Genomic DNA, 12434 nt, shown 5'->3' on the forward strand with positions numbered 1-12434 from the left:
GCCGCTCTATGATGTCAGTAGTCAGCATTTTATCGCTTATTACTACATTATTTTCATAGTTCAAATCAAATCAAGCCAAAGCTACGCAAGTCTAAGTTAGTCGAGCCAATTAGGCTGAGCTCACCATCAACAGTCAAGGTTTTGGCATGTAGCAAACCTGGTTTATACTCATAAATCTTGACCCCCGCTTTAAGCAATTGCCAGTAATAGCTTCGACTGGTCACTGTCACTACGAATGAGTCATTATGTTTGGGAACTATCATTGTGACTGCCACACCACGATAAGCAGTCGCGCATAAAATATTAATCAGTGAATAGTCCGGTATAAAGTATGGTGTTGAAATAATCAACGTATGCTGAGCTTGACTGATGAGCGCCCCTAGAAACTGCGGAGTTGCGCCGCGTCGCTGGGTGGGTCCATATGCGAAGACTTGCGCTGCAAACCCACCTGGCTGTGGCTTCGTATTATAATAAAAGCTTTCTGGAGAGGTGTCGGGGTTTTCAGTTAACCAATCACTAGCAAACAGCATTTGATTTTGTGCCACTACTGGTCCTTCAACCCGCAGCATAATATCTACCCAAGGCGCATATTTAGGCTTTACTCGAAACTCAGGATCCGCGCAGTTACGACTATCGCAATAGCCAAGCCAGCCGTGCTGATGAGGTTAGGTCGTGACGCGCCAGTACTCGCAAGGATATCAGCAGCAGTAAGACAAAATGCACGGTTAGGAAAATATTTACTGCCATAGGGAGGTCCTACTATTATTAGTGCTTTTACTTAAAAGTATCTTTATACCGTTATCGATAGCATTAACTGATTATAACGTATTCTGAACCTTGGGTGCCTACCTAGGAATGGTGATATTAACTTGCACAATGTCAATCGTCAGTCTTATAAAATAAGAGCACTCTAGGTGTTTTTCTATAAAACCTCGTCATGAAGCGCTTCATAACTGGTTACGATTCTCCAAAATCAATCTTAGTAGATGGTTAAAAAAAGGAGTATAAGTGACAGTGTCATTGACGTAGGCAGGGCGACTCTAAACGTTCTATCCTAAAAAGTCATATTATCTCACAAGTCTAGTTGGAACTAACTATCCCTTTAATGGACTCAGGCTATGCACCCAGCCCTACCGTATCGGTTGTTGAATAAGTTTACTATTGTCGCCAGCATTATTGGGGTAGCAGTCGCTTTAGTCGACAGTGGTTTTACACTATCAACGTGGCTACAGCACCTCTTTCATATTTTCTATTTAGCGATTATTTTACTGGGGTTTATCGCCACGATAGGGCGCTATATTCGCCGAAAATTGCCGTTGATCGTGAACAAGGTAGCAATTTTTGATTTGCTGACCGGTATAGCGATTGTCATGCTACTGGTGGTTCATTTCACGGCTTTATGGCAATCAGGGCTATCGACGCCGGTAGATGGCTTTATTGCGATTAAGGTTGCTGTATTTGTCACCTTTGTCCGTGAAATATCTGATAATAATTTTAGTCTTAATCGTGCATTTTTAAATCCAGCCCAGTTTTTTATCTTAAGTTTTTTATCAGTAGTATTGGTCGGGGCCTTGCTACTGATGATGCCCAACGCTACCAACGAGCCTATCTCATTTGTTGATGCGCTATTTACTGCTACCAGTGCCGTCTGCGTGACCGGATTAATTGTGGTAGATACCGCCACTCGTTTTACCACCTTTGGGCAAATGATTATCATAGGTCTTATTCAAATTGGTGGCCTTGGTATCCTGACCTTTGTGACTTATTTTAGCTACTTTTTTAAAGGTGGTATCAGCTATGAGACTCAGCTAAGTATCAGTGAGATGAACTACTCACCGCGTATGGGTGATATGGTCACCACTCTAAAATCTATTTTATACGTGACTTTTGGCGTTGAGGCGCTGGCTGCTATTTTGATTTATATCAGCATTTATGATCTACCAGGATTGAATCTCTCTGAGCGGTTATTCTTTTCGGTTTTTCATGCCGTATCTGCATTTTGTAATGCGGGATTTTCTACCTTTAGCGCAGGTTTATACGATGAGGCGTTACGCTTTAACTATCCTTTACAGCTGATTATTGGTGCCACCTTCTTATTTGGTGGCATGGGCTTTGTGATTGTGGTTAATCTGCTGCGCTATCTGCGGCACTGTACCCAAAGAGCGCTTTACCATAATGATCCGCGCTATACCTATCAGCCGTGGCTACTTAGTATTAACAGTCGCATCACTTTAATCACCTCTGGCGCGTTATTATCAATAGGGCTAATTGGGGTGATGCTATTTGAATACCACGGCATACTTGCTGAGCATAGTAGTTGGTATGGCAAGTTAATAGCGGGGTTGTTTACGGCGGCTACGCCGCGAACTGCAGGCTTTAATATTGCCGATATGGATGCGCTGGCGTTCCCGACTGTGATGCTAACGATTTTTTTGATGTGGATTGGTGCGTCTCCCAATTCAACGGGTGGCGGTATCAAGACCAGCACCTTTGCTATTGCGGTGTTAAATACTTTTAGCCTCGCGCGTGGTCAGACCAAGGTGGAAGTATTCAAACGCGAAATAGCTGATATTTCTATTCGTCGGGCATTTTCGATCATGTGGCTGTCGCTATTGGTGATTGGTACGGGCGTGACTCTGATCAGTTATGATCAGCCTGAGCTTGATTTGATTAAAGTGATTTTTGAATGTTTTTCTGCCTATAGCACAGTGGGGTTGAGTTTGAACCTAACGGCTGATCTATCAACTTTTAGTAAGCTGGTGGTCACAGCCATCATGTTCGTTGGGCGGGTGGGTATGCTAACCATCTTTATCGCACTACTTAAAAATATGCGCCAACGTAACTATCGTTACCCGACTGAAGAGATTACTATTAACTAGGGTGTATTGAGTTATTATTCGATCGTCAAAGCAAGATTATAAGGGCTTAGTATTAAAACAAGACGCTTAAGAGAAGATAAGGAAGGTTATGAAATATATCATCGTAGGTTTAGGAAGTTTTGGCTCATCACTCGGTATAGCGCTCACTAGCCAAGGCCATGAGGTGGTCGCTATTGATAGCAGTATGCGAAAAGTTGAGAGCTATAAAGAAGTCATCTCGCATACCATCTGTATGGACGCAACCGATGAGTATACGGTCAATGGCCTACCGATTATTGATACGGATATAGTGATAGTAGCGATTGGGGAAGACCAAGGCGCTAACGTCATGGCGACCGCCTTATTTAAAACTCTAAAAGCAAAGCGTTTAATCAGCCGTAGTATCAACCCGCTGCACGAAAAAGTGTTGCAAGCGATTGGGGTCGATGATATTTTTCATCCTGAACAAGAATCGGCAAAGCGCTGGGCAAAACGGCTGTCACTACGCTATTTTGTCGATTCCTTTTCCTTGACTGATAGCTTTAGTATTGTGGAGATTAGTATTCCAGACGCTTTGGTCGGTAAAACAGTAGCTGCCTTACAGCTGGAAGATAAGTTCAATATCAAACTACTGAGCACTATGCGTTATGAGCATTACAAAGACAGCTTTGGACGCGCTCAAAGTAGACCTAGTATTCAAGGCTTAGCTGAACCTGAACAAGTCCTGCAAGATAGTGATGTGCTGGTAGTCTACGGCGCTAATAAACACATTAATCAGTTCTTACGTAGTGTCGGGGTTAAAGTACAGTAGCGGGCCGAAAAGTTAACCGTCAGCTATTTGAAATAGTAGATACATGAAATGATGAAGGGGAAAGTTATGAACAAGTACCGCATATCCGTCCTATGTATTGCCGGGTTGGTGTTATTCTCAGGCTGTGATCAGTCAATACAAGACCCAAACACCATGTTCTCAGAGAAACATAAAGATCCGATTACAGAGCTTGAGATAAAATCAGCGGTCGATCGTAGCCAATTTCTCTATAAGCAAACTTTTTATGTGCCGATTTACTCAGACATCTATACCGACAGAGACAACCGTCAAGTTCTGTTATCAGCCACCTTGAGTGTCCGTAACACCACTTTAAAAAAATCTTTATACATTAACAAAATAGACTATTACGATACCGATGGTGCTTTTGTCAAAGCGTACTTAAAAAGCCCGATTGAGCTACCAGCCATGGCCACACTTAATTATATTGTCGAAAAAGAAGAAGACAAAGGTGGGTCTGGCGCAAATTTCATCATCGAAGTGGAAGGCGTAGATGACACGGTAAAACCCATTATCGAAGCAGTTATGGTTGGTAATTTTAGTAATAAAGCCTTCGCATTTAGCACAGAGGGGACGCCAGTTGTGCACTAATGCAAATAAATGCCGTAATCTATCGGTTTATCAATTTGCTATCAAGTAGCAAGCCTTAACCCAGTTCATTGTGCCAAGATGCGCTATGACGATAGGTACTCTGGCAACAATGGGCTCAAAAGGTGGCCGTGGTACCAGTTGAGGTAGGGTTTTAAATAAATTATGATCTTACTCTTTGAAAGTAGGTATCCTCATCATGCTTTTGCCGTCCATTCTGAACCTACAGTTAATTCAATTGAGAAACAGCACAGTGCTATTGGGATGAGTTTTTTACCGCCTCCCTCACACTTGCGAACAGCACGCCAGAAAAATTTACACCAGTGGCACCTTGCTGCCAGTGACTGTCTTCTATATTGAATCGACTATAGAGTTATCTTCTTGCTTTCTATCCAGCTATCAAGTCCCTGTATCCAATAGACATTCAATCAAATAAAAACACTTCAAGATCCGCATAAAAATAGCGGTATCACTAGATTACTAGTGATACCGCTAAATGATGGGATAAGTCGGAATGGTGCTAAAAATCACTCAAGATTCAAGAGTAATGCTGGTTATTTATCTTATCAAACCAAGCGTCGCTAAATTCATCTCTCATAGCATTAAAACGAACGTATATGCCTTCATTATTTATAGTGGCATACCAATGGTCATTATTAGAGCCTGTCATTAGTTCAAAATATCTTCCATTCACGAACTTACCTACAATGTAGGTTTCGCCTTCTAGGTAACAGTTATTACCAATTCTACACAGAAGTTTATCACCAGTATTTATCATATTTTTGTCTTCGATTTTTTTAGCCAATAGGTAGATAATTTCATGTCGTCATTAGAAACTTTTTAAGTATAGTTTCCTCAGACACAGTAGAAATAGACTAGTTATTTCTTAGCCCTCATCTTGAGTGCACTTATTGCAAAGTTCTTAAAATACAGTAATGTTTAATACAGTAATGTTTATATCGATTTTTAAGTTTTAGATAAAGTATTTAGCAAACAATTATCTGTTTTATTATATTTATAATTTAGAATATAACATCTTATTAGACAACATCACAGTAAATTTTAGTGTCAATTATTACTAAAGTGATACAGGAAATTTTTTAGCCAAGCTTAACATTAGAAGCATGACAAAAAACGTTATACTAGCTATGGAATTCTCCATCCAGATCAACGCGTGAGGTTTTTAAAACTTATAGTCGCGGGCTTAACACTATTAGTTGTGGGCTTAACACTATGATTAAAGTTATCTCATTACCACAAATTATCGTGATCTAGAAGATAACAGCAACGACCAACGCCCTAGATTGATAATAAATAATTGATAATAAAAAATATTAAAACAACCAAAATGGCAGCGTTCAGTGATATAGAATAAACCAGTTGCTTATAGAAATAAATCGAGAAGGAGTTGAACGGTCGAAGATTTGTGCTTAGCGGTACTTGGAAGAAAAATACTGTAATTAAATAGAGTAAAAAAATTATGTTTTACCTAAGCGCTACGGCAGTGTAGTTGATTCAATGTACAAGACAGTCACTTGTAGCAAGGTGTTACTGGTATAAATTTTTCTGGCGTGCTGTTCGCAAGCATGACGGCGCCGGCAAAAAATTTATCCCAATAGCATTGTGCTGTTTTTGAGATGGATTAATTATAGTGAAACGCACTTTTATTTAGGTTGTCGTTATGTGTTAAAGATATGTCTTGATCCCGAGCAAGCGGCTGATACGAAAATCAACGTTGTGAAGCTGACTTGCGATAAGCTGAACCTTGTCTTTGTGGTGTGACCCCAGTGAGCAGGCATCTGATGAACGCATCTTCAAAGTTAAATGACTAAAGATTTATAATCTCAGCAACGAACAGCTAATTGAGAGGTTGCTCGCTTAAAAGTAGCTTGATAACCAACTTCCGCTTGGTCAAAGCCGAAAAACAACGCATCGGTTATATTGCATGTTAGGAACTCTTCCTCACGGAAAGACATGTAAGTCAGGCTAGATCTGACAGTAGAGCTATATTTGAATGAGTAAAGGCAACTGAAAGAGCATAAGGACCTATAAAACCAAACACTTTATAAACATAAGTCGATATAATGATAAGTAAGCTGTACTTAAAAAATTATACAAGACAAAAAAGGTTTAGATATGAGTAATGAATTAACAGGTAGTAATCTAACTCGTGCCATGTTGGACCGTGGCGATCAGCAAGTGTGGTGCGCTACAAGCAATGATAGCGATGAGGATGCTATGGCTACTATCAATAGTACGGATTATAGTTCCCTAATGCATATTATTTCTTTTGACAATCGCGGCTTCTTTTGTAAGGAAGGACACTTATGGCAACATGCGGTACCTGTTAAAAAAATCGCACTGACTCAAGATGAACTAGGGCTGTGAGGGATACTTTTTCATTGGCTGACCTTTAAAATCTTTATGCTGTCTTTACCGTTTAAACTAAAAAAAGTGCTGTTCATCTTATAGTTAATGAAAACTATAGTAAAAATATTATAAATTTAAGTATATCTGATGTAACATTCTTATTACGCCACCATAAACGATAGCATTTCAGGTATAGCTAAGGGTCACTTCTACAGAAAATATTACGGTAGAAGATCTTTTTAGTTCAAAAACTGTAGTGGGCGGCTAAGAGGTGTCAAGATGGATAAAAAGTTAACAGGTAGTGACTTAACTCGCGCAATGCTGAAGCGCGGTGATCAACAGATATGGTGTGCTGTAGAGGACAGTAATGATAAAGAAGCCATGGCAGATCAAATGAATAACGACTTTACGGCTCGTATTGTGTCTTTTAATGACAATAGCTTTTTTTGTACTGGTGGGGTCGCATGGTCGTTTGCTGTGCCGATTAAGATAAGCGCAATGACCCAGGATGATGTAAAATTTTAGACAGTCCATGTAGGAAAATTACAATAAGTACGGTATCACTGCCTAATGCATGAATACTGCGAACCTTTAGGTTGCATACTGTTATCTATGGTACGCAAGAATCTAAAAATTCCTTTAACTTAAATGAGGGTACAGAAATTTGGTACAAAGCTATCTATGATAGCCACACTTAAAAGCCTTGATCAACATCCTTGCTGATTTAATATTGGCCACAGCCATCTTGATGGCTGTTATCGCACGCTTTACCAAATCCTTCTTTAGCTCATGTCTTACTTCGGTGTGTTCCACATCCATTCTTATAATTTAGTCCAAAATCAAATTGGGACTTAATATGCGCTTCATAAGCATATTTATGCCGTTTCTAAGCGTTACGAATCAATAGAAAATGGCAAAGTAGCTCCCCATCCTCATACTTTCTACTTCAATATCTGCACATTGCTAATGTGAATGCTCAAATTAAGGCTTTTTATTACCAATAAAAGCCTTAATTTTACACATGTGGCTATAGAAATCATTTATTTAATGTATTGTAGGTAGTGTAAAGCCACACTAACAAATAATAGCCTAAAATACTGACTGATTAGACTGCCACTATAGCTATCTGAAGTGTTAATATTTTCGTCTTATCGTTAGCGCTAAGTATCTTCTTCAACATCAAGGTTGTTCTTATTACATCACCGTATCTAAATGAACGGTTGCCTTCTAATGCCAAACCAATCACATCGACGCCAGCGTAAAAGTTGGTTTGACCCAATTTGTGATAGAGCTGTTGGCTTTGAAATTATTAGAACTACAGCCTTTTTAAAAAATATAACCATGCTTGAATATCTTCAAGGGAGAAATTAAATGTTAGTCAAAGAAGCACTATTAGATGAAGTCAAACAATGGCGCAAACAAATTCATAGCCAGCCTGAGCTGGGTTTTAAAGAATTCAAAACTGCGTCATTTATTGCCGATAAACTACAGTCTTTTGGCATTGAAGTGCATCAAGGGTTGGGAGGTACTGGGGTTGTAGGTACACTTAAGAATGGCTCAGGTCCTACGATCGGACTACGTGCTGATATGGATGCACTACCTATAAAAGAGCAAAACGATGTTGATCATAAGTCCACTCATGACAATTGTATGCACGCCTGTGGTCATGATGGTCATACCTCAGTTCTACTAGGTACAGCCAAACATCTAAGCCAACATAAGAATTTTAGTGGAACGATTCACTTTATATTTCAACCTGCTGAAGAAGTCCTAGGCGGTGCAAAAGCCATGATTGATGATGGCTTGTTTGACAAGTTTCCTATGGACGCGGTTTATGGACTGCATAACTGGCCAGGACTGCCTGTGGGAGAGATTGCGGTTAATAATGGCCCCATGATGGCGTCCTTTGATACTTTTGAGATCACTCTAACGGGTAAAGGCACGCATGCCGCTATGCCACATCTAGGGGCTGATCCGATTGCAGCAGGTGCGGCACTAATTACTAATATTCAATCTATTATTTCTCGTCGCGTATCGCCACTGCAGTCTGGTGTGATCAGCGTGACCCAGATGAACAGCGGTGATACCACCAATGTCATTCCTGATTATGCCATTTTAAAAGGGACCGTGCGTAGCTTTGATATGGACGTACGCCAATCCATGCAGGACCTGCTCACAGAGATGGTGACAGCCTTGCCACCTCTATATGGGGTTACAGGCGAAATTGATTATCACATTCGTTATCCAGTCACCACCAATGACAGTCAGGCTTATCTTGAAATCAAAGCGGCTGCAACCAAGGTGCTGGGCGCTGATAAAGTAAAAACTGATGTAGAACCTTCAATGGCTTCTGAAGACTTTTCATTCATGAGTCAGGTGGTTAAAGGCGCTTATTTTTGGTTGGGTGTCGACGGTAGCAATCCTTCTAAACCACTGCATAACGCATTGTATGATTTTAATGATGATGCTATTGAGACTGGTATCAAGGTATGGGTTTCTCTAACTGAATCTGAACTACCAAAAAAATCTTAAAAAGTTCTAAACTACCAAAAATGCCTTAATAAATTGAATGATTAAGACGTGTAGGAATAATGAAATACAAAGGGAATTGCTATGAATAATAATAGCGTGCTGTCACCGAACATGACCAAGCACCTACTTGATTGGAAGCTACATTTACTGGTGATTGGGGCATCGCTACTGGCAGAATGGATAGGCATCATTAAGATTCCTATCGGCATTGGTATCTTAGTATTACTGCCTTTACTATATGCCTTTATTTTTGCAATATTATTGAATCCTAATGTTGTTCCTTCGATGAAAGCCGTCATAACCAAGAAACGAGCAAAATTTGCCAGTTATGCCATTCTTTTAAGCATCATGCCTTTTATTGCCAAGTTTGGCGTGGGTGTTGGTCCCAATATCGAAGAAATCATAGCTGCAGGTCCAGCACTACTGCTACAAGAATTAGGTAACGTAGCTACTGTACTGATTGCTCTGCCTGTTGCCGTACTGGTCTTTGGCATGGGGCGAGAAGCCATTGGTGCGACTCACTCAATTGCTCGCGAACCCAACGTGGCTCTAATCGCTGACAAATACGGGCTTCAAAGTCCCGAAGGTATCGGGGTGATGGGTGTTTATGTCATGGGCACCTTGTTTGGGGCGATTTATTTTTCATTAATGGCAGGTGTTATTGCCTCTATGGAACTTATTGATGTTCGTGCGCTGGCGATGGCTTGTGGCATCGGTAGTGGCAGTATGATGGGGGCGTGTTCGGCTGCACTTGCAGAGACTGTGCCTGCTCAAAAAGAAACCATTACGGCTTTTGCAGCCACGTCTAACCTGTTAACTTACGCCACAGGATTATTCGTTAGTTTATTTGTGGCGCTACCTTTAACAGAATTTTTATACAAGCTTGTCAGCAAGTTTAAAAAGAATACTGGGGCAGACGCTACCACCAAAACAGATTTCGGTGCCGTTATGGAAGAACCGGCTAGTCTATCGACCGTACAGTCCTTTATTCTACTAGCGGTTATATGTGTCGTACTGCTATTGAGTAACTGGGTCGGACAAGGTGTCAACCCAATTACCGCCTTACCTGCTATGCTGATTCTGTTTGCCTGCTGTATTGTTGGGATATTATTAAAACGATTGATCCCAGTCAACGTCCCGGCTATTGCTTGGATATCCATTGTGGCTATTTTAATATCATTGCCACAGTTCCCATTCAATGCTTACGTTTTGGCAGAGACAGAGAAACTGGGTGTGTTGCAATTACTGACACCAGTGCTTGCCTATGCAGGGTTTGCCATCTCGCAAATGGAAGTGGATTTATTCAAAAAATCAGGATTTAAAATTGCGATCGTTGCCATACTTACCTTTACGGGCACTTTCTTAGGGTCGGCCATGATTGCACAAGCCATGCTATAAAAGCGCTTGGTTAACAGTCATAGCGAATCAAATTTAGATCTGGTATTTACTATAAAGGTAACGAGCCTAGAGGCAGGTTAAAAGCCTCTAAGGCTATAAAAACTAATCATACTGTGTTGATCCGGATGAGAAGGGGTACATTTTTTGCTAGGTTTGAGAATGCGGATTTTACTATCACTTGACAGGTTATTCTTTTCCTATATCTGCAAGCTATACGCTTAAAGCTTTAAGACGATTATGTTGGTCTATGGCATATAAGTTTAGATCGCATGTTGGTCTATTCACGGTATATATGAATAATAGACCAACACAATACGTGGGATGCATAGGGTTAAACAGGAATGATTCGGACAGCAGTAGATAATAAGTATAGACGGAAAGTCTTACCTATAAAGGTTTTAAGGGAAGTTTTGGAGAGGTTCGGACAAGTTTGGAGAGGTTCGGACAGGATAGAAATACAGAGGTTTTATCTAGCAGAATAATAATTGGCGGTGAAGGAGGGATTCGAACCCTCGATACGCTATTAACGCATACACACTTTCCAGGCGTGCGGTTTCAGCCACTCACCCACTTCACCGTTTTTGACGTTCAATAGCCAGCTTTGGTACCATATTACTCGAAGATGAGACGTAACAACTGGTAGCCTAACTATTTCAGACGGCCTAGTATAGCGGATACGATTTAAAATGTCACTGGTAAAAACTCTTTGTCTCATGCAGAAGGTTTGACAGGGTAATAGCTTATCTTTCTTTATCTGTAAACGCCTGCTAGGATAGCAAATATTAAAGCAAAGACTGTCAGGTATCGAGGGTAAAAAAACAATGATAAGCGTCGATAGGCCCAAAAGTGGTAGTGATATAACGAATATACTCTATGCTATATCTAGCGTTGTATCAAGTCGTCTCAGCGTTATGGTATCGACGTTGGTCAGCATGATGATAGTCTTTATAATCGCTATAGCACCGGCACATGCTGATGACCTGACTCAGTGTAGCGAGTCTTTTTATGGCGGTACTTATCCTGAATTTACGAATACTAAGCTTAGTGAAAAGACCCAGATGCTATGTATGGATGGCTTTGCTGTTATGTATTCTGGGGTCTCACGCACACCGCTGTGGGTCGCAGAGTATCTAACACGTAAGCGCTTACAACAGGCCAAACAAATCGATCGCGAAGATAGCTTTCACGAAGAAAGCCGGCTACCCCAGTCATTCCGTGCTGAGCTCTCTGACTATTCGGGCTCTGGCTATGATCGTGGACATTTAGCGCCTAATGGAGATATGGCTAATCGCAGTCAGCAATATGATAGCTTTAGCCTTGCCAATATCGCGCCGCAGTCACCCCGTAATAACCGCTATATTTGGCGTAATATTGAATCAGCTACTCGTTATTTGACCCAGCAATATGGCGAAGTCTATACGGTTACTGGGGTAGCCTTTACTAATAAAAAAACCAAACGACTTGCCGGACGAGTATTGGTGCCGAGTCACTTTTTTAAAGCGGTCTATATTCCAGCCATTAATCAAGCAGGCGTTTATTATGCGCCTAATGACGAGTCAGAGCGCATAGAAGTCATCAGTGTAGATGAGTTAGTAGTGCAAACGGGTATTGATGTGCTGCCAGCACTTGACCGTCAACGCAAAGAACAGGCACTGGTATTGCCATTAAAAGCAGGCAAGGAGTTAGAGACATCAGAAGAGCCCAGTGAAGAGCCGACTTGGATGCTATTTGTATGGGCAATTATTAATTGGCTAATGATGCAGCTACAGGCCTAAATAGTATGAAGTGAGTATACGTTAGCAATAGTTAGTTAAAAAACAACCTATTATTAAAAAATAACACACTGCATCGTTAATAAT

Annotated in this window: 9 protein-coding genes and 1 tRNA gene; 8 read left to right on the forward strand and 2 right to left on the reverse strand. The window is 40.8% G+C overall.

Annotation, left to right across the window (positions count from 1 at the left end; translation table 11 throughout):
- Positions 1-65: 65 nt before the first annotated feature.
- A complete protein-coding gene (locus tag H4W00_RS12550) occupies positions 66-545 on the reverse strand; it encodes a phospholipase D-like domain-containing protein (RefSeq protein ID WP_334684856.1) in 480 nt (159 codons plus the stop codon).
- A 573-nt stretch (positions 546-1118) separates the two neighbouring features.
- On the opposite strand from H4W00_RS12550, the gene H4W00_RS03070 reads away from it, so the two are divergent.
- From H4W00_RS03070 to H4W00_RS03100, 7 genes are all read left to right on the forward strand, one after another.
- The gene (locus H4W00_RS03070; RefSeq protein WP_209956181.1) at positions 1119-2879 is read left to right on the forward strand and encodes a TrkH family potassium uptake protein; all 1761 of its coding nucleotides are present in this window, start codon (positions 1119-1121) and stop codon (positions 2877-2879) included.
- Between the two features lie 88 nt (positions 2880-2967).
- Positions 2968-3669: a potassium channel family protein gene (locus tag H4W00_RS03075; protein ID WP_209956182.1), complete on the forward strand. Its 702-nt coding sequence runs from the start codon at positions 2968-2970 to the stop codon at positions 3667-3669.
- Positions 3670-3735: 66 nt separating this feature from the next.
- A complete protein-coding gene (locus tag H4W00_RS03080; RefSeq protein ID WP_209956183.1) occupies positions 3736-4278 on the forward strand; it encodes a DUF3124 domain-containing protein in 543 nt (180 codons plus the stop codon).
- A 2133-nt stretch (positions 4279-6411) separates the two neighbouring features.
- On the forward strand, positions 6412-6663 hold the full coding sequence (locus tag H4W00_RS03085; protein ID WP_209956184.1) for a hypothetical protein: 252 nt from the start codon (positions 6412-6414) through the stop codon (positions 6661-6663).
- Between the two features lie 261 nt (positions 6664-6924).
- Positions 6925-7170 carry a hypothetical protein gene (locus tag H4W00_RS03090; RefSeq protein WP_209956185.1) on the forward strand — a complete coding sequence of 82 codons (246 nt, stop codon included), beginning with the start codon at positions 6925-6927 and terminating at the stop codon, positions 7168-7170.
- Between the two features lie 846 nt (positions 7171-8016).
- Positions 8017-9177 (forward strand): M20 aminoacylase family protein, encoded by a 1161-nt coding sequence (locus H4W00_RS03095; protein WP_209956186.1) that lies wholly within the window; start codon positions 8017-8019, stop codon positions 9175-9177.
- Positions 9178-9258: 81 nt separating this feature from the next.
- Positions 9259-10575 (forward strand): DUF3100 domain-containing protein, encoded by a 1317-nt coding sequence (locus H4W00_RS03100; protein ID WP_209956187.1) that lies wholly within the window; start codon positions 9259-9261, stop codon positions 10573-10575.
- A 486-nt stretch (positions 10576-11061) separates the two neighbouring features.
- On the opposite strand, the gene H4W00_RS03105 is transcribed toward H4W00_RS03100, so the two are convergent.
- Positions 11062-11152, reverse strand: a tRNA-Ser gene (locus tag H4W00_RS03105).
- 358 nt (positions 11153-11510) lie between these two features.
- On the opposite strand from H4W00_RS03105, the gene H4W00_RS03110 reads away from it, so the two are divergent.
- A complete protein-coding gene (locus H4W00_RS03110; protein WP_334684857.1) occupies positions 11511-12350 on the forward strand; it encodes a DNA/RNA non-specific endonuclease in 840 nt (279 codons plus the stop codon).
- Positions 12351-12434: the final 84 nt, after the last annotated feature.

It is taken from the genome of Psychrobacter sp. PL19 (assembly GCF_017875835.1).
Lineage (GTDB): Bacteria > Pseudomonadota > Gammaproteobacteria > Pseudomonadales > Moraxellaceae > Psychrobacter.

Bases quoted from the DNA above. Each gene is read 5' to 3' on its own strand.
- H4W00_RS03100 (WP_209956187.1), top strand. From the start codon at position 9,259: ATGAATAATAATAGCGTGCTGTCACCGAACATGACCAAGCACCTACTT.
- H4W00_RS03095 (WP_209956186.1), top strand. From the start codon at position 8,017: ATGTTAGTCAAAGAAGCACTATTAGATGAAGTCAAACAATGGCGCAAA.
- H4W00_RS03070 (WP_209956181.1), top strand. From the start codon at position 1,119: ATGCACCCAGCCCTACCGTATCGGTTGTTGAATAAGTTTACTATTGTC.
- H4W00_RS03090 (WP_209956185.1), top strand. From the start codon at position 6,925: ATGGATAAAAAGTTAACAGGTAGTGACTTAACTCGCGCAATGCTGAAG.
- H4W00_RS03080 (WP_209956183.1), top strand. From the start codon at position 3,736: ATGAACAAGTACCGCATATCCGTCCTATGTATTGCCGGGTTGGTGTTA.
- H4W00_RS03110 (WP_334684857.1), top strand. From the start codon at position 11,511: ATGATAGTCTTTATAATCGCTATAGCACCGGCACATGCTGATGACCTG.
- H4W00_RS03085 (WP_209956184.1), top strand. From the start codon at position 6,412: ATGAGTAATGAATTAACAGGTAGTAATCTAACTCGTGCCATGTTGGAC.
- H4W00_RS03075 (WP_209956182.1), top strand. From the start codon at position 2,968: ATGAAATATATCATCGTAGGTTTAGGAAGTTTTGGCTCATCACTCGGT.